Genomic DNA, 24638 nt, shown 5'->3' on the forward strand with positions numbered 1-24638 from the left:
ACGGATGCCTGGTCCATGCTCAAACTTCCTTCACTTCGGCCGACCCTTCCGCAGGTGTTCATTCTGGCCACGTGCCTGGCGTTCTTCGCCTACATGGTCGCGGGCTATTACGCGGCACAGGATACCGCGTCGCGCCGCTTGGCCCTGCGCAACCTGCCGCCCGCGACCGTGTCGATCATCGAATTCGAACCCGCGCGGGATGTGGGACTGGCGCGCGAGGTCTCGGTTCGGGCCCAGATCGATCCCGCCTTCGCGATGCGTCGGTCGCTCTTGCTGGACGGCCAGTCCCGCATCGCGCTGATTGTCCCGATCCTGGCCCCCGAGCCGATGGAGTTCGTGGATCCCGACATGATCTTCGGCTACATCGTCGTGCCGCTGCAGCGCGGGGAATCCGATGCCGAAGCCCTGCGGCGCACCTTGCCGGATCCGGATGAAAACGGCCTTTACGGCCAGATCCACACCATCGCCGGGCAGAGACTGAACCAGACCCGTCTTGCGGGCGGGATTTCCGAGACGATCGCCGGTTGGGGGCGGGTGACCAGCCGCTCTCCGGTCTTGATCCAGCCCTATGACGGGCCGCGCGAGGTCGCGCTGAGCCGCCAGCTTCGCGGTGGCTATCTGCGGATCTTCCTTTGGGCGACGATCGCCCTTGCCGCTGCGTCGGTCACGCTGCTCGTGGCGCAGCATCGATTGCGGCTGGAACGTCGTCTCAGCCACGTTGCCAGGCACCGGCGGCCGGGGTCGGGCAAGCCGAACGGGGCAAAGGCGATGGCGCGTTTCGCCCCCCTGCGCGAACAGGAGCTGCTGGAAGATGCGGGTGATCCGCAGGGGCCGGTCAGCCTGATCGAGCGGATGCGGGCGCGGATCGGTCGGCAAATGTCCTAGAAATCGACCGTCACACCTGGCAGGTTCAGCGCCTTGATCAGGTCGCGCAATTCCTGCCGCGCGGCCACGTTCGACAGGTTCAATCCGCCGACACCGATGTCCTTCAGATCGAGCAGCGTCAGGCCGCGGGGGAACAGCTCGCGGAAGATGACGCGCTCGGAAAAGCCGGGTGCGGTGCGAAAGCCGATGCGCTTCGACAGCACATCCAGCGCCTCGCCCATCTTCTTCTTGTTGATCATGTTCTGCGCGCCAAGGCGGTTGCGGACCACGACCCAGTCGATCGGCTGCAGCCCCGCGCGGGCCCGCAATTGCCGCGCGTTCCACACCATTTCGGAATAGACCGACGGGCCCAGGATCTTGTTGGATTCGGCATCCACCTTGGCCAGCAGGTCGAAATCCACGAAACTGTCGTTGAGCGGGGTGATCAGCGTGTCGGCCAGCGAATGGGCGACTTGGCTCAGGCGGGTGTGCGATCCGGGGCAGTCGATCAGGATGAAGTCGACCGTCGCTTCCATCCCCGCAACCGCTTCGGACAGGCGGCGGTCGTGGATGTTTTCGCCCGGCGCCAGCGCTTCCTGGGCGATTTCGGGCAATTGGCGGAACTCGGGGCTGGGCAGGTCCAGACCGGCCCTGTTGAGATAGCCCAGGCGGTTTTCCACGTAGCGCCCGAAGCTTTGCTGGCGCAAATCCAGGTCGAGACCGCCGACGCGGTGCCCCATGCGGACAAGGGCCGTGGCAATGTGCATCGAGGTGGTTGATTTGCCCGATCCACCCTTTTCGTTGCCCACAACGATGATATGCGCCATGCCGCTCTCTGCCCCTTGCCGACCGATTTGTTCGGTTTTGCGGGACTATATGGGCGGGTCTTTGCCAAGGGAACCCGTCGCGCGGCGAAAGCGTCGGCGCGTGTCGGGCGGCAACAGTAGGGACCGCACGGCATCGCCCGGCACGAAGCCGATTGCCCGCGCGACGCGGACCGGCCCCAACGCAAAACGCCGCCCCCTTTCGGAAGCGGCGCTTGGGATCAGCGATGGCGGCAGGCTCAGAAGCCGAGGCCCTCGTACTTCTTCTTGAACTTCGACACGCGGCCGCCGGTGTCCATCAGGCGGGTCGAGCCGCCGGTCCAGGCCGGGTGCACCGAAGGGTCGATGTCCAGGGACAGCTGCTCGCCTTCCTTGCCCCAGGTGGATTTCATCTGGACGACGTCGCCATTGGTCATCTTGACGTCGATGACATGGTATTCGGGATGGATATCTTTTCTCATGACGTCAGATCCTTACGCTTCGGCGCCCGAAGATTTCGGGGCGCGGTAATTGGTGACCTCGGCGATACGGGCCGATTTGCCGCGACGGGCGCGCAGGTAATACAGCTTCGAGCGACGCACCTTACCGCGACGCACCACGGTGATGCTGTCGATATTGGTGGAATGCAGGGGGAAGACCCGCTCGACGCCTTCGCCGAAGCTGATCTTGCGAACGGTGAAGCTGCCCGCGATGCCGTGGCCGTTGTTGCGGCTGATGCAGACGCCTTCGTAGGCCTGTACGCGGGTGCGCGTGCCTTCGGTCACCTTGTAGCCGACGCGGATGGTGTCACCCGCCTTGAAATCGGGAATGTCCTTGGCAAGTTCGGCGACTTGCTCGGCTTCCAACTGTGCGATCAGGTTCATCTGACCCGCTCCTTTTTTGTCATGTGCCCGCGGTTTGCCCCGCGAAGATATGCGCCGCCTCAGAGCTCTGGTCTTCGGTACCGGGTTCGGCCAGGGCCGCCCGCCAGAGAGTTCAGGTTGCTTTCCTTCATTTCGTCTGCGCGGATCGGGGTGGTCCGGTCGAAGCTGGTGGACCCAATGCGCGGCAGGTCCGGGCGACTCGATCAGCCCCCGGACCTGCGCGGTATAGGCAGAAGGGGGCGGGCGATCAAGCGGGCGATCGGCCTTTTTTCGCTAGGTACGCGGCCCAGAGATCGGGGCGGCGCGCCGCGGTCAGCGCCTCGGCCTGGTCCTGGCGCCAGGCGGCGATGCGCCCGTGGTGGCCCGAGGTCAGAACCTCGGGGATGTCGCGCCCGCGCCAGGTGGCGGGGCGGGTGTAATGCGGCGCTTCGAGCAGCCCGTCCGAAAAGCTTTCCTCGTCGGCGCTGGCGTCGTTGCCCAGCACGCCGGGCAACAGGCGCACGGTGGCGTCCAGCATGGCTTGGGCCGCGATTTCACCGCCGGTCAGGACGAAATCGCCAAGGCTGATTTCCTGGATGGCATGTTCGTCCAGGACGCGCTGGTCGATGCCTTCGAACCGGCCGCAGAGCAGCGTGACCCCCTGGGCCCCCGCCCACGCCCGCGCGGTGGCCTGGGTAAAGGGTGTGCCGCGGGGCGACAGGTAGACGACCGGCCAGGCGGTTCGATCCTCGGGCGCGCCCCGCTGGGCCTGCCGCAGCGCTTGGTCCACGATATCGGCGCGCAGAACCATGCCCGCACCGCCGCCCGCGGGCGTGTCGTCCACCTGGCGGTGGCGCCCTTCGCCGAAGGTCCGCAGGTCTATCGTGTCGAGCTGCCACAGTCCGTCCTTCAGCGCGCGACCCGTCAGAGACGCGCCCAGCACGCCGGGAAACGCTTCGGGGAACAGGGTGATGATCCGCGCGGCCCACGCGCCTTTCAGCGCGGGCGGTTTGGCCATCAGGTCCGACGGTTGGCGCGACAGCGACACCGACAGGCGTCCGTGGGATTTGGACGGGCCGTCAGTCATCGGGCAGAAGACCGTCGGGCGGATCGGCGACGATGCGCCCCGCGCCCAGGTCGACCGTGGGCACCGCCGCTTGCGTGAACGGCAAAAGCACCGTGTCCGAGCGTCCCTTCAGCGCAATTTCCAGCAGGTCCGCCGCGCCGTGGTTCAGCACCGACTTGACGCGCCCGATGGGCGTGCCGCCGGTATCGACCACGTCCAGGTTGATCAGGTCGGCGTGGTAATATTCGTCGTCCTCGGGCGCAGGCAGGCGGTCGCGCGGCACGTAAAGCCGCGTGCCTTTCAACGCCTCGGCGGCGTCCTTGCTGGTGACGCCGGACAGCCGCGCGGCAAAGCCGTTCTTCACCGGACGGTCCAGGGTGATGTCGAAGCTGCGCGCGCCGTCTTCGGTCGCAAGCGGTCCGTAATCCGCGATGGCTTCCGGATCGGCGCAGAAGCTTTTCAGGCGCACTTCGCCGCGCACCCCGAAGGCGCCCGCGATGGCGCCGACGCAGACCCGCGCGCTCACGGCCGGGCCCGGATCGAGCCGACGAAGCCGCCCGGAAGGGTCCGGGCGACGCGGGTGGCAGGGGCGAGCAGCGGCACGCGCGTGCTCCGCCCTTACTCGGCGGTTTCTTCCGCCGATGCCTCTTCGGCGGGGGCGGCGGCGGCTTCCGACGCGGCGGCGGCCTTGTCGGCCTTCTGCTTCGCGCGCTCTTCGGCCTTCTTGCCGGGCGTGCCCTTGTTGGGGTTGGCGCGCTCTTTCTTGTCGCGCAGGCCCGCGGCCTCCAGGAAGCGCTGGATCCGGTCGGTGGGCTGGGCGCCCTGGTCCAGCCAGTACTGCACGCGCTCGGCGTCCATCTTCACGCGATCTTCGCTGTCCTTGGGCAGAAGCGGGTTGTAGGTTCCCAGCTTTTCCACGAAGCGGCCGTCGCGGGCCATGCGGCTGTCGGCGGCGACGATGGAATAGTGGGGACGCTTCTTGCTGCCGCCACGGGCGAGACGGATTTTCATAGCCATTTCAGTGATCTCCTGAGATTTTCTTGTGGTGTTGGATGACTTCCGCGATGACGAAAGCCAGAAGTTTCTTGGCGAAGGCGGGGTCGAGATCGGCCTCTTTCGCCAAAGATTCCAGCCGGGCGATTTGCTGGGCCTCGCGGTCCGGGTCGCTCGGGGGAAGGTCGTGAAGGGCCTTCAGATGGCCCACGTCCTGGGTGTGCTTGAACCGCTCGCCCAGGGTGTAGATAAGGATCGCGTCCAGCCGGTCGATGCTGGCGCGGTGTGCCTTGAGCAAATCGGCGGCGCGGGTGGTGGCGTCGGTCATGCGGGCGCCCCCCGGCGGCTGTCAACCCATTGGAAGCCGATCATGCCCAGCACCATGGCGGCCAGGAAGACCAGCCCGGGCCAGCCCCCGAAGGTCAGCGACGCGATGGCGGGACCGGGGCAGAGGCCCACCAGCGCCCAGCCGGTGCCGAAGAGCGCGGCTCCACCCAGCAGGCGCGCGTCGATGAGTGCTGCGGGTCGTGCGGGCAGCGGCTCGCCGGTCAGCGAAAGATGGCGCTTCTGCGCGATGATCCACGCCGCCGCCATGGGCAGGATCGCACCGCCCATGACGAAAGCCAGCGTCGGGTCCCACGCGCCGAACAGGTCCAGGAAGCCCTGCACCTTGGTGGTGTCGGTCATGCCCGATACCAGCAGGCCAAGGCCGAAGAGACCGCCCGACAGAAGGGAAATCAGCGCGCGCATCAGATCACCCCCAGGACGTGGCGGGCGATGAACATGACGATCACGCCGGTGCCCACGAAGGTGGCGGTGGCCGCGATGCCGCGCGGGCTGAGCCGCGACATGCCGCAGACGCCGTGACCCGACGTGCAGCCATTGCCCAGCCGCGTGCCGTAGCCCACCAGCAGGCCCGCGACGATCAGGAGCAGCGGGTTGATGGTGGCATGGGTGTCCGCGCCGCCCGCCAGGTACGCGGCAAGGCCCGGCACAACGACGACGCCCGCGATGAACAGGGCGCGGCCCTGCCAGACGACCGAGCCCACGCTTTGCCACAGACCCGCGATGACGCCCGAGGCGCCCATGATCCGGCCGTCGCCCAGCAGGTAGATCGCGGCGGCGGTGCCGATCATCAGACCGCCCAGCAGGCCGCATATCCAGTCCATCGGGATCATGCGGCCCCCACGGGATGCATCCAGACCTCGCAGCCGGGATCATGGGCGGCGCGGGTGCCGTCGGTCGCCGCGCCCAGCTTCGCGGCCAGCGCCCGGGACGGCGCGTTCTTCGGGTCGATGTAGCTGACCAGCCGGGCGGGGGTCAGCGTGGCCAGGGTCCAGTCGCGCGCTGCCATCGCGGCCTCGAATCCGAAGCCCCGGCGCTGCGCGCCCGGATAGGTCACCCAGCCGATTTCCAAGTCCGCGTGATGCGGCGGGAAATGGGGGCCGACGAACCCGACCGTTTGGGCCGTGTCGCGCGTGTCGGCCCAGAACCAGCCATAGCCCTTGAGCACCCAGTGCCCGACCATCGACGCGAACCAGCGATAGGCGGTGGGCCGATCCAGCGGTCCGCCCACGAAGGCGGCGTCGGCCGAGCCGTAGAAGGCGGCAAAAGCCCCGAAATCCGACTCGACCGGGGGGCGCAGGGCCAACCGTTCGGTCGTCAGCACGGGGCCGGGGATATGGTGCGGGGCAGTGGTCACTTCTTCTTCCCGAAGCCGGACAGGCCGGGGGGCAGGCCGCCCGCGCCACCGCCGAAGGGGTTGCCGCCCATACCGGGCATGCCGCCGACGCCGCCGAGTTTGCCCATCTGGGCCTGCGCCTGCTTCATCTGCTCTTCGGACGGGCCGCCCTTGCCGAACATTCCGGCCATGGCCTTTTTCAGCATGCCGCCCTTGCCCATTTTCTTCATCATATCGGCCATTTGCCGGTGCATCTTCAGAAGCTTGTTGAGGTCGGAAACCTCCAGCCCCGCGCCCCTGGCGATGCGCTTCTTGCGGCTCGCCTGCAGGATCTGGGGGTTGGCGCGTTCCTTCTTGGTCATGGACTGGATCAGGGCGATCTGGCGCGTCAGCACCTTGTCGTCGAGGCCCGCGTCCTGCACCTGCTTGGCCATCTTGCCCATGCCGGGCAGCATGCCCATCATCCCTTCCATGCCGCCCATCTTGATCATCTGCTCAAGCTGCTGGCGCAGGTCGTTCATGTTGAACTGACCCTTCTGGAAGCGCTTCATCATGCGCTCGGCCTGTTCGGCCTCGATCGTGGCCTGGGCCTTTTCGACCAGCGCCACGATGTCGCCCATGCCGAGGATGCGGCCCGCGATGCGCTCGGGCTCGAAGGTCTCGAGTGCGTCCATCTTCTCGCCGAGGCCCACGAACTTGATGGGCTTGCCGGTCACGGCGCGCATGGACAGGGCCGCACCGCCGCGCCCGTCGCCGTCCATCCGCGTGAGCACGACGCCGGTGACGCCGATCTTGTCGTCGAACTCGGTGGCGACGTTCACCGCGTCCTGGCCGGTCAGACCGTCCACGACCAGAAGCGTCTCGCGCGGGTTGGCGACGTCGCGTACCTCGGCGGCCTGGGCGATCAGCTCTTCGTCGATGTGAAGGCGGCCCGCGGTGTCGAGCATGTAGACATCGTAACCGCCCAGCGTGGCCTGCTGCTTGGCGCGTTTGGCGATCTGGACGGGCGTTTCGCCCTTCACGATGGGCAGCGTGTCGACGCCGATCTGCGTGCCCAGCAGTTGCAGCTGTTCCATGGCGGCGGGGCGGTTGGTGTCGAGCGACGCCATCAGCACGCGCTTGCCGTCGCGATCCTTCAGCCGCTTGGCCAGCTTCGCGGTCGTCGTCGTCTTGCCCGAGCCCTGCAGGCCCACCATCAGGATCGGGGCGGGCGGGCTGTCGATCTTCAGCTTGCCGGGCTCGGCGTCGTCGCCGCCCAGCACGTGCACCAGCTCGTCGTTGACGATCTTCACGACCTGCTGGCCGGGGGTGACGGATTTCGTGACCGCGGCGCCGGTGGCCTTGTCCTGCACCGCCTTCACGAAGTCGCGCGCCACGGGCAGCGAGACGTCGGCTTCCAGCAGCGCCACGCGCACCTCGCGCAGGGCGGTTTTCACGTCGTCTTCGGACAGCGCACCCTGCTTGGTCAGCCGGTCGAAGACGCCACCCAGGCGATCTGACAGATTCTCGAACATCCGAGATCCTTTCAAAGTGTGACGAACCTGATCCGCAGATAAGGTCCGACCGGCCAAACGACAAACGCTCCCACGGGCGCAACGCGCTGGTGGGAGGCGATCCCCGTGCAGACCACGGGGACCGGAAGCGGTCTCACTTCCGGAACTTGGGCAGCTGGCTATGCCGTTGTCCCGGTCGTGTCAAGGCCGCGATGGATCCTAGTGGCGCTGGTCCTGCGCGGCCGAGGTGACGGCGTCGAACGCGTCTTCGCGCTGCTGTTCGATGTCGTCCTCGAGATCGGCCAGGTCGTCCGCCACACCTTCGAACGACACGCTGTCGCCGGATCCGGCCCAATCGTCGCGGTATTCGCGGACGGTATCGCGGATCTTCTTCGGCCCGATCCACGCGGCGAGTGCCGCGGGGACGACCAGGATCGCGCCGACGATCGCGGCGATACGGCCGATCCGCGCCAGATCCTCGTTTCGGCTTGAATGGATGTGCAGATCTTCGCCCAGCTCGTTCAGCCGCGCGGTCAGGCGTTTCAGCTGCCCTTCCACGGAATCGTCGTGCCAGAGGTCGCGCACCTGTCCGGGAAGGCGACGCACCCTGTCGGGGCCTGCGGCAGCCGCGAGTGCTGCGGGAATGGCCAGCGCGGCGGCGGCCAGGGCGATATTGCGGGTCAGCGGTGACATGGTCGTGTCCCTTTCTCGGAAGCGTTTCATGTCGTGGAAACGGAAGCTGCACCCAACGGTTCCGCACCGGGATCAAATGAAGGGCGGCATCCGCCGCGTGTCATGCGGCGCAAGGCGACGCAGCGATCGGCGTGAATGCCACGTGCGCTCTGGCCCGCCGTACTGCCAGCGATTTACACCCGGATTGCGCAGACTTAGGGTGCGATCCGACATTTCGTGTTCATGGATGCACGTTTACCGATGACGAAGATCGCCTGGGATGAGATCCGAACCGCCTTTCACGTGGCCCAGATCGGTACGGTGTCGGGCGCGGCGTCGGAGCTGGGCGTTCACCACGCCACGGTCATCCGCCATATCGACGCGCTGGAAGCAACGCTGGGCGTGAAACTGTTCCAGCGGCATCCGCGCGGCTACACCGCCACCGAAGCCGGGCTGGACGTCCTGCAGGTCGCGCAGGCGACTGAGGACCAGTTCGCGCAGCTGGTCAGCCGCGTGAAGGGGCAGGGGGATACGGTTGGCGGCGAGTTGATCGTGACGTCGCTTGCCTCGATTTCAGAATTCCTGACGCCTGCGCTGGTGGCGTTTCAGCAAGAGCATCCGGACGTGATCGTGCGATCGCTGACCGGCGAGCGGTTGTACCGATTGGAATACGGCGAGGCGCATGTGGCGATCCGGGCGGGCGCGCGTCCGTCCGAGCCCGACAACGTCGCCCAAAAATTCGGCACCGAGGCCTACGCGCTCTATGCCTCGGACGACTACGCCGCGCGGCACGGTCTGCCCGCGTCCGACGAGGATCTGAAGGACCACAGATTCGTGTCGCATGACAGCGAATCGATGCAGGCGCCGTTCTACCGGTGGCTGAACAAGACGGTGCCGCCCGAGTCGCGCAGGTTCCGCATCAATGACAACCGGGTGGCCCGTGATGCGATCCTGGCCGGTGCGGGACTGGGGTTTTTGCCTGTTTTCGAAGCCGGGAAGATACCCGGAATCGTGCAGGCGCTTCCACCGCGACGCGAATGGTCGGCGCCCATGTGGATCGTGACCCATGTGGATCTGCATCGCACCACGAAGGTTCAGACCTTCCTCAAATTTCTGAAAAAGCGGGCTGCGGATTGGCCGGGCGTCGATGATTCCGACGTGTGATTAACGATTTCGCAACCCTATCGCCCACGAATTGAGCGTTTTTTTGCCGGTTATTCGCGGTTGCAGCAAGAAACCCCGCAAAATTGTGTCGTAGCCGCATCAATGCCCGGAACGGCGCTTGCATCGCGCAAAACAGGCAAGTAGGGATTTGTCATCAAGCAGAACACTTTCCTTAAGGGGACAACATGACCATGAAGACGCTCATCGCTGGCACGGCCACCGCCTTAGTCCTGTTCACGCAAGCCGCTACCGCCGGTAGCCTGGCGCCCGCAGTCGACTGCAACCAGACGCCGGACGCGCCCGAATGCGCCGTTGTCACCCTGGCGCCGACGCCCAGCTCGGCTTCTTCCGCTCCCGGTCTTGGTGGTGCAGGCACCGCTGCCGCCGTCGCCGGTGGCGTTCTGGCCCTGGCCGCGATTGCCGCGCTGGCCAATGACAACGACAGCAACGACACGACCGAAGAAGACACGGACGCCGTCGAAGATCACGACAGCGACGACAGCGACGGCTGATTGGTCGCGCCCGCAACGCGGGCTATGCGAGGAATACGAAAAGGGCGTCCCGCGGGCGCCCTTTTTGTTTGCGGCCATTGGGAATCGCAGGAACCCTGCGCGGCGCCTGACGTTAAGGCCGAGAAACGATAAACAACCGCCAAAAGGGACACTGTCATGAACCGGATCATCTATCTCGTCGGACTCGTCGTCATCGTCGTCGCCATCGTGAGCTTCGTGCTCTAGGCCTCGTCCGAGTCCGCAGTCGGAAGCAGCGATTGCGCTGCCAGGAACCGCTCGAATTCGTCCAGATTGATCGCATCGAACTGGCCGAATCCCTGCATCCAGACCGACACGGCGCGCAGCCCGCCTGGCTGCAACTTGCACCAGACCACCCGGCCGCGGCGCTCTTGCACGATCAGGCCCGCCCGGCCGAGGATGGCCAGATGCTTCGATATCGCGGCAAGCGAGATCTCGAACGGCTCGGCCACATCCGTCACCGCCATATCGTCTTCCAGCAGCATTGACAGAATCCGCCGCCGCGTCGGGTCCGCCAGTGCGGAGAGGACAAGATCGAGCGGATCGGACATGGGGCCGATTGCCATCGCGCCGGGGCCCGGTCAAGCGTCACTTAACGTGTTGGTTGAATATCACGGGGCCGCAGGGCGGCCCATGCTGCGCCTGATTTCAGAATTTATGATCGACTATTCAATGTGTTACGCGTCATTCCTGCGACCTTGACGCCAGCGGCGGGTGGTCTTAGGAAGACTACGTCGAAAGGGGGCTGCAAGTGGTCGATGACGTCACTCGCGAGCGGATGAAGGCGCTGGAACAGCGGCTGGCCGCGGCGCGCAAGACGCAAGAGCCCAAGCCCCGTTCGGACGAACACTACTCCATGGCCAACATGGCCTGGCGCATGGTGACGGAACTGACCGCCGGTCTGCTGATCGGCTTCGGCATCGGGTACGGGCTGGATTATGCCTTTGGAACGATGCCGCTGTTCCTCGTCATCTTCGTGCTACTTGGACTGGCAGCGGGCGTGAACGTGATGCTGCGCACCGCGAAAGAGATTGGAACGGAGGCCGAGCGCGCGACCTCCGAGACGAAGGAAGACTGACCATGGCGACCGAGACCGAAGGCGGCAGCGGCCTGAACATTCACCCCATGGACCAGTTCGTGGTCCAGCCCCTGTTCTCGGACGGGCCGGTGGGCATGTTCACCGTCACCAATGCCACGCTCTGGATGGCGATCGCGGTGGTTTGCACCGCACTTTTGCTGGTTCTGGGCAGCCGCGGCCGCAGCGTGGTGCCGAGCCGCGCGCAGTCGGTGGCCGAGCTTGCCTACGGCTTCGTGCACAAGATGACCGAGGACGTGACCGGCAAGGATGGGTTGAAGTACTTCCCCTATATCATGACGCTGTTCATGTTCATCGTCATGGCCAACAGCCTGGCGCTGCTGCCCATGTCCTTCGCGCCCACGTCGCACATCGCGGTCACCGCCGTGCTGGCGCTCTTCGTCTTCATCGGCGTCACGGTGCTGGGCTTCGTCAAGAACGGCGCGTCTTTCCTGGGCCTCTTCTGGGTCAGTTCGGCGCCGCTGGCGCTGCGGCCCGTCCTGGCGGTGATCGAGCTGATCTCGTATTTCGTGCGGCCGGTCAGCCACTCGATCCGACTTGCAGGCAACATCATGGCGGGCCACGCCGTGCTGAAGGTGTTCGCAGGCTTCGCCGGGGCGCTGGGCATCTTCGCCTTCGTGCCGGTGCTGGCGATCACGGCGATCTACGCGCTCGAAGTGCTGGTCGCCTTTATCCAGGCCTACGTCTTCACCATCCTCACATGCGTCTATCTGAAGGACGCGCTGCATCCGCATCACTAATGGGATCGCGGGGGATCGCCCGCGCCCGACGAAAACTTCCAATCCAAGGAGAATGATTATGGAAGGCGATATCGCAAACATGGGTCAATTCATCGGTGCCGGCCTGGCCGCCATCGGTTCGGGCGCCGCCGCCATCGGTGTGGGCCACGTGGCCGGCAACTTCCTGTCGGGCGCGCTGCGCAACCCGTCGGCCGCCGCCGGTCAGACCGCGACCCTTTTCATCGGCATCGCGTTCGCCGAAGCGCTCGGGATCTTCTCGTTCCTGGTCGCGCTGCTGCTGATGTTCGCCGTCTGAGCGATCTCGACACGCCGCAGACGCTGGGTGGGCCATCGGGGCCCGCCCGGTCGTGACACCGGACATCGAGGAACAGACAGATGGCAACCGAACCCACCACAGCGGTCCTGACACCGGGCGATGCGTCGGCTGACGGCAGCGGCATGCCGCAGCTGAACTTCGACACGTTCCCGAACCAGATCTTCTGGCTGCTGGTCGCGCTGGCCGCGATCTATTTCGTGCTGTCGCGCATCGCGCTGCCGCGCATCGCGTCCGTCCTGGCCGAACGGCAGGGGACGATCACCAACGACATCGCGGCCGCCGAAGAGCTGAAGCACAAGGCCGCCGAGGCCGAGAAAGCCTACGAGAAGGCGCTGGCGGATGCCCGGGCCGAGGCGAATCGCATCGCCGAGGAAACGAAGGCCGAGATGCAGGAAGAGCTGGACAAGAAGCAAGCGAAGGCGGAAGCCGAGATTGCCGCCCAGCAGGCCGAGTCCGAAAAGCGCATCGATGAAATCCGCGCCAACGCAACGGCGTCGGTCGAAGAGGTCGCCAAGGCGACCGCGCAATCCGTCGTCGCCGCGATGGGCTTCGAGGCCGAGCAGGACCGCATCGATCAGGCCGTCGACCAGCGCCTGAAGGAGAGTGCGTGATGCATCGTCTGACACTCACCGCGGCCCTGGCGCTGCCCATGCCCGCCCTTGCGGCGGCAGAAGGCACGCCGTTCATCAGCCTGAACAACACCGACTTCGTGGTGCTTCTGGGCTTTTTGATCTTCATCGGCGTGCTGGTCTATTACCGCGTGCCGACCATGCTCGTGGGGCTGCTCGACAAGCGGGCCCAGGGCATTCGCGACGACCTGGCCGAAGCGCGCGCCCTGCGCGAGGAAGCGCAGTCGCTGCTGGCCTCCTACGAGCGCAAGCAGAAGGACGTGCAGAACCAGGCCGACCGCATCGTCGCGGCCGCGAAGGAAGATGCGAAGGCCAATGCCGAGAAGGCGAAGAAGGACCTGGAAGCGACGCTCGAGCGGCGGATCCAGGGGGCCAAGGAGCAGATCGCCAGCGCCGAGGAAGACGCGGTGCGCAATGTGCGCAACCGGGCCGTGGCGGTCGCCATTTCTGCGGCGCGCGACGTGCTGAGCCAGAAGATCGACGGCGCGAAGCAGGACGCGCTGATCGACGACGCCATCAAGACGGTGGACGCCAAGCTGCACTGACGGACCCTTTATCGCCAGACAAGAAAAGGCCCGGACAAGGAATTGTCCGGGCCTTTTTTCGTGTTTCCGAAAGGGGCGGGCGCGACATGCGCGCCCGCGCCGCCCTACTGGTTGATCGGGCGGATGACGATCTGCACCCGGCGGTTCTGGGCACGGCCGTCGGGGGTGGCATTCGACGCGATGGGCTGCGATTCGCCGTAGCCGACGGAGGACAGGCGACCCGAGGCCACGCCGTTTTGCAGCAGGATCGACGTGACGGCCCGGGCGCGACGCTCGGACAGTTCCTGGTTGTAGGCGGCCGATCCGGTGTTGTCGGTGTGGCCCTGCACTTCGACCAGCGACGACGGATAGCGGTTGAGGCTGGCGGCCAGAACCCGCAGATCGCCCACCAGGCCGCCGCTAACCGACGCGCTGTCGGTGGCGAACAGGATATCCTGCGGCATCCGCACGATCAGCTCGTTGCCGGTGTTGATCACGTCGATCTCGCCGTTGGCGAAGCCGTTGCGCAGGTCGGCGGCCTGGCGGTCCAGGAAGGTGCCGACGACACCGCCGGTGCCCGCGCCGATTACGGCGCCGACGGCGGCGTTCTTCAGGCGGTCTTCGGATTCGCGCGTAGCCCCGGCCAGCGCGCCCACGCCCGCGCCGATCAGCGCACCGGTGGTGGCGTTGCTACGCTCTCCCGTGGTCTGGTTGACGCAGGCGCCCAGTGCCAGAAGGCTGGCGGATGCCAACAGAAGCGGCGTTTTCAATAAGCTCATGGTGTCCTCACTTGGATATTCGAAAAGATGTGCACATCTTGGCGCGCACTATAGGGTGCGCACCGGGCAATGCACATCGTTTCGCCACGTCGGCGCTTTCTTGCCCGAAACTTTCGCGTGACCGGGCAGATCAGCCGTCGAAACCGGTCGCCGCCGCCTCGTGGGCCAGCATCACGCGTTTGACCGGCAATCCCCAATGGTAGCCGCCCAAGCCCCCCGACGCGCGCACCGCCCGGTGGCAGGGGATGAGCCACGAGATCGGATTGCGGCCCACCGCCGTGCCCACCGCGCGGACGGCCTTGGGGTTGCCGATGGCCTGCGCGATTTCGCCGTAGGTGGTGACGTGGCCCGAGGGGATGTTCAGCAGGGCCTCCCACACCTTGATCTGGAAGGGCGCGCCGATGAGGTGCAGTCGGTTCTGCGCGCCGGGCGTGATGGCGGCTTGCAGGTGGGGGGCGAGCGCGTCGTCGTCCCGGTTGAACGCCGCGGCGGGCCAGCGGGACCGCATGTCGTCGAGCGCGGCGGCGTCGCCGGTTTCCTGGGTGAAGGCAAGCCCGCAAAGCCCGCGTTCGGTCGCCATCCCGAGCATCCGCCCGAACGGACCGTCACCGAAGCCGTAGGTGATTGTCAGCCCGTCGCCCTTGCGTGCGTATTCGCCGGGGCTCATGGCTTCCCACCGCACGAACAGGTCGTGCAGCCGACCCGCGCCCGACAGCCCCACGGCGTCTGCGGTGGCAAGCGTCGTGAACCGCGCGTCCAGAAGTCGCTTGGCATGGCCGAGCGTCAGGAATTGCTGGAACCGCTTGGGGCTGACGCCGACCCAGCGGCTGAACAGGCGCTGGAAATGCTCGGGGCTCAGGTTCATTTCGGTCGCGATCTCGGGCAAGGTCAGGTCGCGGCCATCGTCACTGTCGATCAACTCGATCGCGCGGCGCATGAGCGGCCAGTAATAGGTCTGTTCCGGGTGGTCCATGGCGGGCTCCTGTCTGTGGGCGATGGATACGCCGAACGCCGCCCCCCGCGCGACCCGGATATTGCGCGAAACGCGCCTGGCGCTCAGCTCGCCAGCGGCGCGTTGCCCAGCAGGCAGGCCGCGGACAGGCGGCGCACCAGCGGCGGCGCGGTGCGGGCGCGCTGCCGGTCCAGAAGCCAGGCGGGCCCGTCGGTGAAATCGGGCGTCATCTTCCACCGCGTCTCGACCCCCGGCGCGCCGCCCTCGGGCGTCATCAGCAGGCCCAGCGGCGGCGCGCCCGCCTGGGCGGCGCCCGCCTCGGCCGCAAGATGCATCCGGCGCACGGCGGTCAGCGACGGCGGGCCCGGCAGATCGGCGATCATCAGCGGCACGGCGCCGCTGCGCAGCGTTTCCTCGGCGCACCACAGCACGTCGCGGTCGTGGCCCACATGGACATAGACCAGCCGACCGGGATCCAGCCAGGCCGCGAATCCGTCGGGATTGGGCGCCACATTCGCGCGGGCAGGCGCGATCCAGAAGACCGGGCCGGTCATCCGCGCCGCGATGGCCAGCGCCAGCATTCGGCGCGACAGGCCGCAAAGCTCGTGCACCCGTCCCAGCGCCAGCCGCAGATCGCCGGCGATGGCCACGCCGGGCGCGGCATCGGGGCGGTGGGGGCCGCGGGTCAGCAGGTGGGCGGGCAGGGCGTTCATGGGATCATGATGCAATGTTCCGTCAATGTTCTCAAGTGTTGGTTTGGGTTCCTATCGCCGCGGCGGCGCGTTACCCCTTGGACAAGCAACAAGGGGCAGGGCCATGGATCGCACGAAATTGGGACGCACGGGGATCGAAGTGTCGGGCTGGTGCCTTGGCTCGATGACCTGGGGCACGCAGACCGACGCGGTTGGCGCGCATGGGCAGATCGACCGGGCGCTGGACGCGGGCATCGACTTCATCGACACCGCCGAGATGTATCCGGTCAACCCGGTCCGGTCCGAAACGGTCGGCAACACCGAAACGATCATCGGCGACTGGATCGCGCGGACGGGGCGGCGGAACGACGTCGTGCTGGCCACCAAGTGCACCGGCCCCTCCGGCAACGTGCGCGATGGTGCGCCCATCAGCGGTGCGACCCTGCGCGACGCGCTGGAGGGATCGCTGCGCCGCCTGCGCACCGATCACGTGGACCTTTACCAGCTGCACTGGCCCAATCGCGGATCCTTCCACTTTCGCCAGATATGGAAGTTCGATCCGACCGGGCAGGATACGGATGCCATGCGTCAGAACGTCGATGACACCATGGGCGCGCTGGCCGACCTGGCGACCGAGGGCAAGATCCGCGCCTTCGGACTGTCCAACGACAGCGTCTGGGGCACGATGCAGTGGCTGGACGCCGCCGCAAGACGGGATGGGCCGCGCGTGGCGACGATGCAGAACGAATACTCGCTGCTCTGCCGCCAGTACGACAGCGACCTGGCCGAGATGAGCCACCACGAGGACGTGACGCTGCTGGCCTTTTCGCCGCTGGCGGCGGGGCTTCTGACCGGCAAGTACCAGGGCGGCGCGATGCCGGACGGCTCGCGCATGGCGATCAACGGCACCTTGGGCGGGCGCAAGACCGACCGGGTCTTCGATGCGGTCCCGGCGTATCTGGACATCGCGCGCGCTCACGGCATGGACCCGGTGCAGATGTCCCTGGCGTGGACCCGCCAGCGGCCGTGGAACACCATCCCGATCTTCGGCGCGACGGATATGGACCAGTTGGAGCGTATTCTGTCCGGCCAGGACCTGGTCCTTGGGCCGGAGGTGCTGGAAGCCATCGACGCCGCCCACCGTGCCCATCCCATGCCCTTCTGAGCCTTGCACCGCCCGGCCGATTAGGGCCATCTGAGCGGGCAACGGAAGGATCCCCATGCCGCTCGAGATGTCCCGCGAGGTTTTCATCACCTGTGCCGTGACCGGCGCGGGCAGCACCCAAGATCGCAGCCCCCACGTGCCCCGCTCGCCCAAGGCCATCGCCGATGCCGCCATCAACGCCGCGAAGGCGGGCGCGGCGATCGTGCATTGCCACACACCTTCCTGGCCATGGTGAACGCGGTGCCCACGGGCTGGACGTTTTCGGCCTTCGGGCTGGGGCGGCACCAGATGGCTTACGTTGCGGCGGCGGTGCTGGCGGGCGGCAACGTGCGCGTGGGTCTCGAAGACAACTTGATGCTGGAGCGGGGCGTGCTGGCCACCAACGCGCAGCTGGTCGAACGCGCCGTCGGCATCGTCGAGCGGCTGGGCGCGCGGGTCATCGACGCTGACGCGGTTCGCGCCAAACTCGGTCTGAAGAAACAGGAAATGGCATGACGCATCTGCTAGTCTATGGCGACAGCAATTCCCACGGCTCTTTGCCGCGCAGCGCGTGGGGCGATCTGCCCCGCATGGACGACGCGACGCGCTGGCCCGGACAACTGGCGGCCGCGCTGGGGCAGGGGTGGAAGGTGACGGTCGAGGCCTTGCCGGGCCGCACCATCGCGCTCGACGATCCCGGCCACGGCGAGTGGCGCAACGGGCTGCGCGTGCTGCCCGCGGCCTTGCTCAGCCACGCGCCCATCGACATCGTGGCGATCATGCTCGGGACGAACGATCTGCAGTCAAAATACGGGATGCGCGCGCTCGACGTGGCCGATAACGCGCGGCGGATGCTGCGCGAGGTGACCGTTCACATGCCCGGCGCCACCCGCTTGCTGATCGCGCCGCCGCCGCCCGTGGCCGCGGGACTATATGTCGACTTCTACCATGACGCCCAGGCCCGCGGGGCGGGGTTGGCCGCGCATATGGGCCGCGTCGCCGCCGAAGAGGGCTGCGCGTTCTTCGACGCGGGCGGCGTGGTCAGCGTCGATCCCGAGGATGGCGTGCATCTGCGCCCGCCCGCCCACGCGGCGCTGGCCCGCGCGCTGACGCCCGTGATCCGGGGGCTGGCATGAAGGGCCTTCTGCCGCTGCTGGCCGCATTGCTGCTGGCCGCGTGCCTGCCGGGCGGCGGCGGCGACGACGCGGACGACCCGGTCACCCTGACGGTGAGGGCCGCGCCGGACGACCTGGAGGTGCCGGTCCCCCAGGATGCCGAAGCGGCCGAGGTGGACGCGCTGTCGCAAGACGACGCTGCCGACGTGGACGCGTCGTTGGAAGACGACACAGAGCCCACGGCCGCGTCCGAACCCGACGCGCCCGTGCAGATCCAACCGCCAGAGCCCCCCGCCTCGCCCGCGCAGCTGAAATGCGTGGCCGATGGCGGTCGCTGGGCCCGGGCAGGCGAGGTGGGCTACGTCTGCTACCAGACCCCGCGCGACGCGAACAAGTTCTGCCGCTCGTCCGACGATTGCGAGGGCGCATGCCTTGCGAAATCGCGCACCTGCGCGCCGATCACGCCGCTGATGGGGTGCCACGAAATCCTGAACAGATCCGGGACAAGGTCCACACAATGCAGAAACTTCTGACCGCAGCCCTCGTGGCATTCTCCATCTCGGGTTGCTCATCCGAAAATCCGCTGATCCCCGCCGCCAGCTACCGCGACACGGCCGTCAACATGAGCTCGATCGCGCTGTTCGATCCCGCGGAATACGCGGGCCGCTGGTACGAGATCGCGTCCTATCCGGTGCCGTTCCAGCAGGGCTGCACCCAGACCCAAGCCGTCTATACGCCGCGCTCGCCGGGCGTGTTGGACGTGCGCAATTCGTGCCTGCGCGACGGCAAGCTGCAAAGTATCGCGGGCGAGGCGCGCCTGGCGGGGCCGGGGCGGCTGGCGGTCAGTTTCGACACCGTGCCGTTCCTGACCGCGCCCTATTGGGTGCTGTGGGTGGACGAAGGCTACCGCACCGCCGTCGTCGGCGTGCCGTCGGGCCGGGCGGGCTGGATCCTGAACCGGGATCCGCAGATCCCGGACGACCGGCTGGAGGCTGCGAAAGAGATCCTGCTCTTCAACGGCTATGACCTGGCGGAATTGCAGATGACGCCGCAGGTCGCGCCATGAGCCGCGCGGCCATCGTCGGCGGCGGCGTCATCGGCGGCGGCTGGGCGGCGCGCTTTGCGCTGATGGGCTGGGACGTGGCGGTGTTCGATCCGTCACCCGACGCGCGCGAGGCGCTCGACGCCGTGATGGCGCGGGCGCGGCGCGCGCTGCCCGGCCTTTACGATCGCGCGCTCGGCGACGAAGGGCGCGTGACGCTGCACGACGACATGGCGCAGGCGTTGCAGGGCGCCGAGTGGATACAGGAAAGCGCGCCCGAGGATCTGAAGCTGAAACAGGGCCTTATCGCCCGGATCGAAGAACACGCCGCGCCAAGCGCGATCATCGCGTCTTCGACCTCGGGCTTTCGGCCGTCGCAGCTGCGCGACGGCGCGCGGAATCCCGACCGCATCGTGGTCGCGCACCCATTCAATCCCGTCTACCTGCTGCCGCTGGTGGAGCTGGTCACCGAAGACGGCCCCTTCGCCACCCGCGCCGCCGAGATCCTGCGCGAGATCGGCATGGACCCGCTGCACCTGACCACCGAAATCGACGCGCACGTGGCCGACCGCCTGCTCGAATCGATCTGGCGCGAGGCGCTTTGGCTGGTGCGCGACGGCATCGCCACGACCGAGCAAATCGACCGCGCCATCACCCACGGCTTCGGTCTGCGGTGGGCCCAGATGGGCCTGTTCGAGACCTACCGCATGGCGGGTGGCACCGGCGGGATGACCGATTTCCTGAAGCAGTTCGCCCCCGCGCTCGCCTGGCCCTGGTCGCGGCTGACGGACGTGCCGGAAATGGACGACGCGCTGGCCACCCGGATCGGCGCGCTATCGGATGCCCAGGCGGGCGGGCGCACGGTCGCCGAGCTGGAAGAGACGCGGGACGACAACCTTGTGGGCATCCTGCGCGCGCTGCGCCATGCCGATTGGGGCGTGGGCAAGCATCTGAAAGAACACGAGAATAGCCGGGGCGCGCCGCCGATCGACTGGTCCCGGCCCATCGTCACCGCCGACCGGGTGGTGCCGCTGGACTGGACCGATTTCAACGGCCACATGACCGAATCGCGCTACCTGCTGGCCTTCGCCGACGCCACCGAGCGGCTGATGGAGTTCATCGGCTGCGACGACGCCTATATCGCCGCGGGCAGGTCGTTCTTCACCGCCGAGACGCATATCCGCCACGTCTCGGAAATCCACGCGGGCCACCGCTTCCGGATCGAAACGCAGGCGCTGCAATCCGAGGGCGCGAAGCTGCATGTCTTCCAGCGCATGCTCGAAGGCGACCGTCTGCTGGCCACCGGCGAGCACTTCCTGCTGCACGTGTCGCTGGAAACCCGTCGACCCGCGCCGCCGACGGGGGCCTTGGCCAGCGGGATGGCGCGCCTGGCGGAAGGGCATCGCGGCCTGCCATATCCCGAGGGCGCGGGGCGCGCGGTCGGTCAGCGTCCGTGACAGCCTGGCCCGGCGCCTGGATCGCCTTCGTTTTCGTCGCCGCTGGTGCGCAGACCCTCCGGTTCCTGTTGCAGCGCCAGTTGAACCGCACGGGGCTATCGGTGGGCGGGGCCACCTTTTCGCGCTTCATGTTCTCGTTCCCGATCATCGCGCTGGCCACCATCGCGGCCGGGCTGGTCTTCGGGCATGCCATCCCGTCCACACCTGCGCCATTCTGGGCCTATGCGCTGCCGGGCGGGATCGCCCAGATCCTTGCGACGGCCTGCGTCATCCGGATGTTTTCGCTCAGGAATTTCGCGGTGGGAATCGCGTTCAAGAAGTCCGAAGCGGTGCTGACCGCCTTCGTCGGCATCCTGATCCTGGGCGAATACGTGACGCCCGCGGCCTGGATCGCCATAGCCTTGGGCGTCGTGGCGGTTTTGATCCTGTCGCAGAAGGGCGAGGCCGCGTTTTCGTGGGCCGCCCTGCGCTCTCCGGCGACGGTTTTCGGCCTGACCTCGGGGCTGTTCTTCGCGTTCTCGTCGGTGCTCTACCGTGGGGCAACGCTGTCGCTGGAAGGACCGGTGCTGCTGCGCTCGGCCGTGACGCTGGCTTGCGTGACGGCGTGGCAGTCGCTGGCGCTGGGGCTTTGGCTGTGGCTGCGGGAGCCCGGTGAACTGGCCCGCGTCTTCCGCGCGTGGCGCGTCGCGGCGCTGGTGGGGATCACGTCGCTGATCGGATCCTACTGCTGGTTCACAGCCTTCGCGCTGCAAAACGCGGCCTACGTCAAGGCCTTGGGCCAGGTCGAAGTGTTGTTTTCCATCGCCGCCACGGCGCTTTTGCTGGGCGAGCGGATCACCGCGCGCGAGCTCTGGGGCATCGCGGTGCTGACCGTGTCGATCCTGTTCCTGGTTCAGGTGGTGTAGCCCTGCTCAAGCCGGGCCTTGGCGCGGGCCTCGTCCCCGTCGCGAAAATGCGGAACCTCGTCGGGCGGCGTCAGGTCGGGCAGGCGGGCGGCCACCTGGGCCAGAACGGCGCGGGTGACGAAGGGCAGATCGAGCGCGCGTGCCTCGGCGACGGGCACCCATTGCAGGTGGCGCAGCTCGTCGGACGCGTCCGTGAAATCGTCGGGATCGGTGACCAGCCGCGCGGCATCGGCCAGGAAGAACCGCGCATCGAAGCGGCGGGGCGGGCCGGGGGGCGTCACGGCGCGAAAGACGAAGCGCAGCGGCGACGGATCGGGGCGCAGGCCGCGCCGCGCGAAAGCGCGCCAATCGGGCGGGGCGTCGGGCCAGTAACCGGGCGCGCCCAGGATCTGGCCGGTTTCTTCCCAAAGCTCGCGGATGGCGGCGGCGGCTAGCGTGTGGGGGTCGGGGGCGCCCGGTTGCGCCATGCGGGCGCGACAGGCGGCGTGCAATTCGCCCGCGACGGGCTGCCCGGCATCGGTCGGATCGACCCGGCCGCCGGGGAAGACGAACTTGTTGGGCATGAAGACCGCCTTGCGGCCGCGCTGGCCCATCAGGACTTTCGGGTCGCCCCCGGGATCGCGGATCAGGACGACGCTGGCGGCGTCGCGAACCGGCGTTTCGTTCAAAACCCGTGCATCCGCCGCGCCCATTGGAACCCGACGACCATGCCCTTGATGCGCGGCAGCAGATACAGCGACAGACCCACGCAGGCCGTGCAGAAGACCGCCGCCAGCACGATGGGCTCGGGGCGGTAATGCACGAATCCCCAGTGCAGGAAGGGCGCCATCAGGTGGCCCACGATCAGGATCGTCAGGTACGCGGGCGCGTCGTCGGCGCGCGCGTAGGACAGGTCTTCGCCGCAGACGGAGCATTGGGTGCGCAGCTTCAGATATCCCTTCAGCAAGGGACCCGCGCCGCAATGGGGGCATTTGCGCCGAAAGCCGCGCGCCAGGGCAGGGCGCAGGTGGCGCTCGGTCTCGTGGGAGTTACTGGTATCGTCGAACATGGTCTGTCCCGCTGGCTAGACAGGCTTGGTCTACCTTGGGACGGTCGCGCGCGATAGGGGACGGAGTGTCCTTGCGGCGGGATGTCGCAAACTAGCGTTAATGCGCCACACGGCCAGAGGTCGGGCCGGACGTGTCGCGCAGCGGCGCTTCGCCCGGCATCGCGGCGGCGGCGCGTTCGGTCTTCGGGGCTCTCACCGGGTCGGCCGCGATCACGCAATTGCGCCCGGCATCCTTCGCGCGGTAGAGCGCCGCGTCGGCCAGCGCCAGCATCCGTTCGGGCGCCGCGGACCCGCAGGCGGCACCCACCGAGACAGTGATCGGCAAGGCCGAGCCGTCCGGAGCCGGGACAGGCGCCGCCGAGACGGCGCGGCGCAACCGCTCGGCCGCGGCAAGCGCGTCGGCATCCGAGCTGCTGGGCAGGGCCACCAGGAATTCCTCGCCGCCGATGCGCGCCAGAAGATCGCCGTCGCGGATGCTGTCGCTCAGGCGGCGCGCGATCTGGGTCAGGACCATGTCTCCGGCCGCGTGGCCGCGGGCGTCGTTGATCGCCTTGAAATGATCCACGTCCAGGACCAGAAGTCCGTAGGGGCGGCCGGTCTCGCGCGCCTGGCGGGCCAGATCCTCGAGATAGCGCATGGCGTAGCGGCGGTTGAAAAGTCCCGTCAGCGAATCGTGCGCCGCCATTGCCAGCCCGGCTTCGACCGACGCGCGCAACGCATCGGCTTGACGCTTCAGGTGCAATTGCCTGTCGAGATGCAGCAAGACCTCGTCCGGCAAGGCATCGTCGCGCACCAGGTCGCTGGCACCCTGGTCCAGCGCGCGGGCCCCGTATTCGCGGGCGCGGGACGTGTATTCGACCACGATGCCTGCGCGCTTCGTGTCGCGGCGGGTGCGCAGCTCGGACAGCAGGGTCAGGTTGTCTTCCGCGTCCGCACCGCAGCACAGCATGAAGACCTCGGGCGCGCGATCCGGATCGTCGGTGGCCATCAGCGCCCCCATGGGCGTCAGGACCTCGAACTTGTGCGCGGACAGCGATCGGATCCTGCGGGCCGTCTGGCGGGCCCGCAACGGGTCGGAGGACACGATCGCCACCCGCGCTTGGGTGGCGAAACTGGCTTGATCCTCGGCGAAGCCGATCCGGGCGGCCGTCATCGAACGGCGCCGCAACTCGGCCCGCGTCTCCGAGGCGCGCAACAGCGCGCGCAGATGCGTCAGAAGCCAGGGGCGCTGCACCGGGCGGCTGACGAGGGCGGTGGCACCGGCGCGCAGCGCGTCCAGGCGCGCCTCGGGCGTGCCGTTTTCGATCATCATCAGGATGGGCGGCGCCGCGTCGCCCAGGACCGCGCGGGCGTGCGCGCAGAAATCGGACGCGCGCATGTCGGGCAGGGTGACATCCACGACGATGGCGTCGACGGTCTGGCTGGCCAGCGCCTCGAGCCCCTCTTGTCCTTGCGACACGGCCCGGGTTTCGTATCCTGCAACCCCCAGCATCGCTTTCAGCGCGATCCGATTGGTGGCCGTGGCATCGACAATGAGGATTCGGCGTGGCATCCGGACCTTTCGGGAAGGTTAAGCATCTTGGTCGAATTTAACCTCGGCCAAGAGGATTAACAAAGTCTTATCGTTTCTATGGAAATTTTAAATGAAGCGGAACACCGCCTATTCGAGGGACGCGGCCGAAACGCTGGCCATCGACGCGCTTGGCTGGATCGCGTCCACGGACGATCTGCTCGACGCCTTCATGGGGGCCAGCGGCGTGGGCCGCGACCATCTGCGGGACCGGCTTGACGATCCCGATTTCCTGGCAGCGATCCTTGATTTCCTGCTGATGAACGATGCTTGGATCACCGGCTTTTGCGACGCGCGTGACTTGCCATACGAGGCCCCCGCCTCGGCCCGGGCGGCCCTTCCGGGCGGCGCGCAAGTGCACTGGACCTGACATCGGATCGACGGCGCAGGGATCGGTCGGACTTGCCGCACTGGAGGATTCGGTCGCGCCGACGGATGTGCAGGCCGCGCCTGCTGAGCTGCGCAACGAAATCTTAACGCGCCGCGTGCTAGGGCTTTTC

34 protein-coding genes and 1 pseudogene are annotated in these 24638 nt (G+C 67.3%); 16 read left to right on the forward strand and 19 right to left on the reverse strand.

Annotated features, from left to right (window positions below; all coding sequences use genetic code 11):
- The first annotated feature begins 15 nt into the window (after positions 1–15).
- On the forward strand, positions 16–885 hold the full coding sequence (locus tag ILP92_RS11705) for a hypothetical protein (protein ID WP_198916583.1): 870 nt from the start codon (positions 16–18) through the stop codon (positions 883–885).
- On the opposite strand, the gene ILP92_RS11710 is transcribed toward ILP92_RS11705, so the two are convergent.
- From ILP92_RS11710 to ILP92_RS11765, 12 genes are all read right to left on the reverse strand, one after another.
- Positions 882–1691 (reverse strand): division plane positioning ATPase MipZ, encoded by an 810-nt coding sequence (locus tag ILP92_RS11710; protein WP_198916584.1) that lies wholly within the window; start codon positions 1689–1691, stop codon positions 882–884. The genes ILP92_RS11705 and ILP92_RS11710 overlap by 4 nt on opposite strands.
- Before the next feature lie 236 nt (positions 1692–1927).
- On the reverse strand, positions 1928–2149 hold the full coding sequence (gene rpmE, locus ILP92_RS11715) for a 50S ribosomal protein L31 (RefSeq protein WP_198916585.1): 222 nt from the start codon (positions 2147–2149) through the stop codon (positions 1928–1930).
- A gap of 12 nt (positions 2150–2161) precedes the next feature.
- Complete coding sequence (gene rplS, locus ILP92_RS11720; RefSeq protein WP_198916586.1) at positions 2162–2551, reverse strand: 50S ribosomal protein L19; 390 nt, start codon at positions 2549–2551, stop codon at positions 2162–2164.
- Between the two features lie 247 nt (positions 2552–2798).
- Complete coding sequence (trmD, locus tag ILP92_RS11725) at positions 2799–3617, reverse strand: tRNA (guanosine(37)-N1)-methyltransferase TrmD (protein ID WP_198916587.1); 819 nt, start codon at positions 3615–3617, stop codon at positions 2799–2801.
- Positions 3610–4122 carry a ribosome maturation factor RimM gene (gene rimM, locus ILP92_RS11730; protein ID WP_198916588.1) on the reverse strand — a complete coding sequence of 171 codons (513 nt, stop codon included), beginning with the start codon at positions 4120–4122 and terminating at the stop codon, positions 3610–3612. The genes trmD and rimM overlap by 8 nt, the downstream gene beginning before the upstream one ends.
- A 92-nt stretch (positions 4123–4214) precedes the next feature.
- Positions 4215–4613, reverse strand: a complete 399-nt coding sequence (gene rpsP / locus ILP92_RS11735) for a 30S ribosomal protein S16 (RefSeq protein ID WP_198916589.1) — start codon at positions 4611–4613, stop codon at positions 4215–4217.
- Between the two features lies 1 nt (position 4614).
- Positions 4615–4917 carry a chorismate mutase gene (locus ILP92_RS11740; RefSeq protein ID WP_198916590.1) on the reverse strand — a complete coding sequence of 101 codons (303 nt, stop codon included), beginning with the start codon at positions 4915–4917 and terminating at the stop codon, positions 4615–4617.
- Complete coding sequence (locus ILP92_RS11745) at positions 4914–5339, reverse strand: DUF6691 family protein (RefSeq protein ID WP_198916591.1); 426 nt, start codon at positions 5337–5339, stop codon at positions 4914–4916. Before ILP92_RS11745 ends, ILP92_RS11740 begins: the two co-directional genes overlap by 4 nt.
- Complete coding sequence (locus tag ILP92_RS11750) at positions 5339–5767, reverse strand: YeeE/YedE family protein (RefSeq protein ID WP_214650036.1); 429 nt, start codon at positions 5765–5767, stop codon at positions 5339–5341. The genes ILP92_RS11745 and ILP92_RS11750 overlap by 1 nt, the downstream gene beginning before the upstream one ends.
- A complete protein-coding gene (locus ILP92_RS11755) occupies positions 5764–6291 on the reverse strand; it encodes a GNAT family N-acetyltransferase (protein ID WP_198916592.1) in 528 nt (175 codons plus the stop codon). The genes ILP92_RS11750 and ILP92_RS11755 overlap by 4 nt, the downstream gene beginning before the upstream one ends.
- Positions 6288–7784 (reverse strand): signal recognition particle protein, encoded by a 1497-nt coding sequence (gene ffh / locus ILP92_RS11760; protein WP_198916593.1) that lies wholly within the window; start codon positions 7782–7784, stop codon positions 6288–6290. Before ffh ends, ILP92_RS11755 begins: the two co-directional genes overlap by 4 nt.
- A 198-nt stretch (positions 7785–7982) precedes the next feature.
- Entirely contained in the window at positions 7983–8456 is a 474-nt protein-coding gene (locus tag ILP92_RS11765) for a hypothetical protein (RefSeq protein ID WP_198916594.1), read from the reverse strand.
- Positions 8457–8696: 240 nt separating this feature from the next.
- Between ILP92_RS11765 and ILP92_RS11770 the strand changes: the two genes are divergently transcribed.
- A complete protein-coding gene (locus ILP92_RS11770) occupies positions 8697–9599 on the forward strand; it encodes a LysR family transcriptional regulator (RefSeq protein WP_198916595.1) in 903 nt (300 codons plus the stop codon).
- Positions 9600–9784: 185 nt separating this feature from the next.
- Positions 9785–10111, forward strand: coding sequence for a hypothetical protein (locus ILP92_RS11775; RefSeq protein WP_198916596.1), 327 nt, complete (start codon positions 9785–9787; stop codon positions 10109–10111).
- A 221-nt stretch (positions 10112–10332) separates the two neighbouring features.
- Here ILP92_RS11775 and ILP92_RS11780 read toward each other — a convergent pair whose 3' ends face one another.
- Entirely contained in the window at positions 10333–10680 is a 348-nt protein-coding gene (locus ILP92_RS11780) for an ArsR/SmtB family transcription factor (protein ID WP_198916597.1), read from the reverse strand.
- A gap of 200 nt (positions 10681–10880) precedes the next feature.
- Here ILP92_RS11780 and ILP92_RS11785 point away from each other — a divergent pair, with 200 nt between their 5' ends.
- From ILP92_RS11785 to ILP92_RS11805, 5 genes are all read left to right on the forward strand, one after another.
- Positions 10881–11207 carry an AtpZ/AtpI family protein gene (locus ILP92_RS11785; RefSeq protein WP_368667878.1) on the forward strand — a complete coding sequence of 109 codons (327 nt, stop codon included), beginning with the start codon at positions 10881–10883 and terminating at the stop codon, positions 11205–11207.
- Positions 11208–11209: 2 nt separating this feature from the next.
- Entirely contained in the window at positions 11210–11965 is a 756-nt protein-coding gene (locus tag ILP92_RS11790; protein WP_198916598.1) for a F0F1 ATP synthase subunit A, read from the forward strand.
- 58 nt (positions 11966–12023) lie between these two features.
- Positions 12024–12260 (forward strand): F0F1 ATP synthase subunit C, encoded by a 237-nt coding sequence (locus ILP92_RS11795; RefSeq protein WP_133395829.1) that lies wholly within the window; start codon positions 12024–12026, stop codon positions 12258–12260.
- Positions 12261–12340: 80 nt separating this feature from the next.
- Positions 12341–12892, forward strand: a complete 552-nt coding sequence (locus ILP92_RS11800) for a F0F1 ATP synthase subunit B' (protein WP_198916599.1) — start codon at positions 12341–12343, stop codon at positions 12890–12892.
- On the forward strand, positions 12892–13455 hold the full coding sequence (locus ILP92_RS11805; RefSeq protein ID WP_198916600.1) for a F0F1 ATP synthase subunit B: 564 nt from the start codon (positions 12892–12894) through the stop codon (positions 13453–13455). The genes ILP92_RS11800 and ILP92_RS11805 overlap by 1 nt, the downstream gene beginning before the upstream one ends.
- Positions 13456–13559: 104 nt before the next feature.
- Here the strand turns inward: ILP92_RS11805 and ILP92_RS11810 are convergent, their stop codons facing one another.
- The 3 genes from ILP92_RS11810 to ILP92_RS11820 form a co-directional block, all read right to left on the reverse strand.
- A complete protein-coding gene (locus tag ILP92_RS11810) occupies positions 13560–14213 on the reverse strand; it encodes a YiaD family glycine zipper/OmpA-like lipoprotein (RefSeq protein WP_198916601.1) in 654 nt (217 codons plus the stop codon).
- A gap of 130 nt (positions 14214–14343) precedes the next feature.
- Entirely contained in the window at positions 14344–15186 is an 843-nt protein-coding gene (locus ILP92_RS11815) for a methylated-DNA--[protein]-cysteine S-methyltransferase (RefSeq protein ID WP_198916602.1), read from the reverse strand.
- Positions 15187–15269: 83 nt separating this feature from the next.
- The gene (locus tag ILP92_RS11820; protein ID WP_198916603.1) at positions 15270–15878 is read right to left on the reverse strand and encodes an ImuA family protein; all 609 of its coding nucleotides are present in this window, start codon (positions 15876–15878) and stop codon (positions 15270–15272) included.
- 103 nt (positions 15879–15981) lie between these two features.
- On the opposite strand from ILP92_RS11820, the gene ILP92_RS11825 reads away from it, so the two are divergent.
- From ILP92_RS11825 to ILP92_RS11855, 7 genes and pseudogenes are all read left to right on the forward strand, one after another.
- Positions 15982–17022 (forward strand): aldo/keto reductase, encoded by a 1041-nt coding sequence (locus ILP92_RS11825; protein WP_198916604.1) that lies wholly within the window; start codon positions 15982–15984, stop codon positions 17020–17022.
- 55 nt (positions 17023–17077) lie between these two features.
- Positions 17078–17517 (forward strand): annotated as a pseudogene (locus tag ILP92_RS11830) (3-keto-5-aminohexanoate cleavage protein).
- Complete coding sequence (locus tag ILP92_RS11835; RefSeq protein WP_198916605.1) at positions 17514–18137, forward strand: GDSL-type esterase/lipase family protein; 624 nt, start codon at positions 17514–17516, stop codon at positions 18135–18137. The pseudogene ILP92_RS11830 and the gene ILP92_RS11835 overlap by 4 nt, the downstream one beginning before the upstream one ends.
- Positions 18134–18649, forward strand: coding sequence for a hypothetical protein (locus ILP92_RS11840; protein WP_198916606.1), 516 nt, complete (start codon positions 18134–18136; stop codon positions 18647–18649). The genes ILP92_RS11835 and ILP92_RS11840 overlap by 4 nt, the downstream gene beginning before the upstream one ends.
- Positions 18634–19182: a lipocalin family protein gene (locus ILP92_RS11845; protein ID WP_198916607.1), complete on the forward strand. Its 549-nt coding sequence runs from the start codon at positions 18634–18636 to the stop codon at positions 19180–19182. Before ILP92_RS11840 ends, ILP92_RS11845 begins: the two co-directional genes overlap by 16 nt.
- Entirely contained in the window at positions 19179–20615 is a 1437-nt protein-coding gene (locus tag ILP92_RS11850; RefSeq protein ID WP_198916608.1) for a carnitine 3-dehydrogenase, read from the forward strand. Before ILP92_RS11845 ends, ILP92_RS11850 begins: the two co-directional genes overlap by 4 nt.
- Entirely contained in the window at positions 20612–21520 is a 909-nt protein-coding gene (locus tag ILP92_RS11855; protein WP_368667879.1) for an EamA family transporter, read from the forward strand. Before ILP92_RS11850 ends, ILP92_RS11855 begins: the two co-directional genes overlap by 4 nt.
- Here the strand turns inward: ILP92_RS11855 and ILP92_RS11860 are convergent.
- The 3 genes from ILP92_RS11860 to ILP92_RS11870 form a co-directional block, all read right to left on the reverse strand.
- Positions 21508–22212: an NUDIX hydrolase gene (locus ILP92_RS11860; protein WP_198916609.1), complete on the reverse strand. Its 705-nt coding sequence runs from the start codon at positions 22210–22212 to the stop codon at positions 21508–21510. The genes ILP92_RS11855 and ILP92_RS11860 overlap by 13 nt on opposite strands.
- Positions 22185–22568, reverse strand: a complete 384-nt coding sequence (locus ILP92_RS11865) for a DUF983 domain-containing protein (protein ID WP_198916610.1) — start codon at positions 22566–22568, stop codon at positions 22185–22187. The genes ILP92_RS11860 and ILP92_RS11865 overlap by 28 nt, the downstream gene beginning before the upstream one ends.
- 97 nt (positions 22569–22665) lie before the next feature.
- Positions 22666–24120 carry a diguanylate cyclase gene (locus ILP92_RS11870; protein WP_198916611.1) on the reverse strand — a complete coding sequence of 485 codons (1455 nt, stop codon included), beginning with the start codon at positions 24118–24120 and terminating at the stop codon, positions 22666–22668.
- A 91-nt stretch (positions 24121–24211) separates the two neighbouring features.
- On the opposite strand from ILP92_RS11870, the gene ILP92_RS11875 reads away from it, so the two are divergent.
- On the forward strand, positions 24212–24508 hold the full coding sequence (locus ILP92_RS11875) for a DUF3572 domain-containing protein (protein WP_198916612.1): 297 nt from the start codon (positions 24212–24214) through the stop codon (positions 24506–24508).
- The last annotated feature ends 130 nt before the right edge of the window (positions 24509–24638 follow it).

The organism is Palleronia pontilimi (assembly GCF_016412875.1).
GTDB classification, from domain to species: Bacteria; Pseudomonadota; Alphaproteobacteria; order Rhodobacterales; family Rhodobacteraceae; genus Palleronia; species Palleronia pontilimi.

Bases quoted from the DNA above. Each gene is read 5' to 3' on its own strand.
- ILP92_RS11710 (WP_198916584.1), bottom strand. From the start codon at position 1,691: ATGGCGCATATCATCGTTGTGGGCAACGAAAAGGGTGGATCGGGCAAA.
- ILP92_RS11810 (WP_198916601.1), bottom strand. From the start codon at position 14,213: ATGAGCTTATTGAAAACGCCGCTTCTGTTGGCATCCGCCAGCCTTCTG.
- ILP92_RS11820 (WP_198916603.1), bottom strand. From the start codon at position 15,878: ATGAACGCCCTGCCCGCCCACCTGCTGACCCGCGGCCCCCACCGCCCC.
- ILP92_RS11765 (WP_198916594.1), bottom strand. From the start codon at position 8,456: ATGTCACCGCTGACCCGCAATATCGCCCTGGCCGCCGCCGCGCTGGCC.
- ILP92_RS11875 (WP_198916612.1), top strand. From the start codon at position 24,212: ATGAAGCGGAACACCGCCTATTCGAGGGACGCGGCCGAAACGCTGGCC.
- ILP92_RS11745 (WP_198916591.1), bottom strand. From the start codon at position 5,339: ATGCGCGCGCTGATTTCCCTTCTGTCGGGCGGTCTCTTCGGCCTTGGC.
- ILP92_RS11805 (WP_198916600.1), top strand. From the start codon at position 12,892: ATGCATCGTCTGACACTCACCGCGGCCCTGGCGCTGCCCATGCCCGCC.
- ILP92_RS11740 (WP_198916590.1), bottom strand. From the start codon at position 4,917: ATGACCGACGCCACCACCCGCGCCGCCGATTTGCTCAAGGCACACCGC.
- ILP92_RS11825 (WP_198916604.1), top strand. From the start codon at position 15,982: ATGGATCGCACGAAATTGGGACGCACGGGGATCGAAGTGTCGGGCTGG.
- ILP92_RS11835 (WP_198916605.1), top strand. From the start codon at position 17,514: ATGACGCATCTGCTAGTCTATGGCGACAGCAATTCCCACGGCTCTTTG.
- ILP92_RS11800 (WP_198916599.1), top strand. From the start codon at position 12,341: ATGGCAACCGAACCCACCACAGCGGTCCTGACACCGGGCGATGCGTCG.
- rpmE (WP_198916585.1), bottom strand. From the start codon at position 2,149: ATGAGAAAAGATATCCATCCCGAATACCATGTCATCGACGTCAAGATG.
- ILP92_RS11780 (WP_198916597.1), bottom strand. From the start codon at position 10,680: ATGTCCGATCCGCTCGATCTTGTCCTCTCCGCACTGGCGGACCCGACG.
- ffh (WP_198916593.1), bottom strand. From the start codon at position 7,784: ATGTTCGAGAATCTGTCAGATCGCCTGGGTGGCGTCTTCGACCGGCTG.
- ILP92_RS11750 (WP_214650036.1), bottom strand. From the start codon at position 5,767: ATGATCCCGATGGACTGGATATGCGGCCTGCTGGGCGGTCTGATGATC.
- ILP92_RS11865 (WP_198916610.1), bottom strand. From the start codon at position 22,568: ATGTTCGACGATACCAGTAACTCCCACGAGACCGAGCGCCACCTGCGC.
- ILP92_RS11790 (WP_198916598.1), top strand. From the start codon at position 11,210: ATGGCGACCGAGACCGAAGGCGGCAGCGGCCTGAACATTCACCCCATG.
- ILP92_RS11870 (WP_198916611.1), bottom strand. From the start codon at position 24,120: ATGCCACGCCGAATCCTCATTGTCGATGCCACGGCCACCAATCGGATC.
- ILP92_RS11860 (WP_198916609.1), bottom strand. From the start codon at position 22,212: ATGGGCGCGGCGGATGCACGGGTTTTGAACGAAACGCCGGTTCGCGAC.
- rplS (WP_198916586.1), bottom strand. From the start codon at position 2,551: ATGAACCTGATCGCACAGTTGGAAGCCGAGCAAGTCGCCGAACTTGCC.
- trmD (WP_198916587.1), bottom strand. From the start codon at position 3,617: ATGACTGACGGCCCGTCCAAATCCCACGGACGCCTGTCGGTGTCGCTG.
- ILP92_RS11840 (WP_198916606.1), top strand. From the start codon at position 18,134: ATGAAGGGCCTTCTGCCGCTGCTGGCCGCATTGCTGCTGGCCGCGTGC.
- ILP92_RS11775 (WP_198916596.1), top strand. From the start codon at position 9,785: ATGACCATGAAGACGCTCATCGCTGGCACGGCCACCGCCTTAGTCCTG.
- rpsP (WP_198916589.1), bottom strand. From the start codon at position 4,613: ATGGCTATGAAAATCCGTCTCGCCCGTGGCGGCAGCAAGAAGCGTCCC.
- ILP92_RS11815 (WP_198916602.1), bottom strand. From the start codon at position 15,186: ATGGACCACCCGGAACAGACCTATTACTGGCCGCTCATGCGCCGCGCG.
- ILP92_RS11705 (WP_198916583.1), top strand. From the start codon at position 16: ATGCTCAAACTTCCTTCACTTCGGCCGACCCTTCCGCAGGTGTTCATT.
- ILP92_RS11845 (WP_198916607.1), top strand. From the start codon at position 18,634: ATGCAGAAACTTCTGACCGCAGCCCTCGTGGCATTCTCCATCTCGGGT.
- ILP92_RS11795 (WP_133395829.1), top strand. From the start codon at position 12,024: ATGGAAGGCGATATCGCAAACATGGGTCAATTCATCGGTGCCGGCCTG.
- ILP92_RS11770 (WP_198916595.1), top strand. From the start codon at position 8,697: ATGACGAAGATCGCCTGGGATGAGATCCGAACCGCCTTTCACGTGGCC.
- ILP92_RS11850 (WP_198916608.1), top strand. From the start codon at position 19,179: ATGAGCCGCGCGGCCATCGTCGGCGGCGGCGTCATCGGCGGCGGCTGG.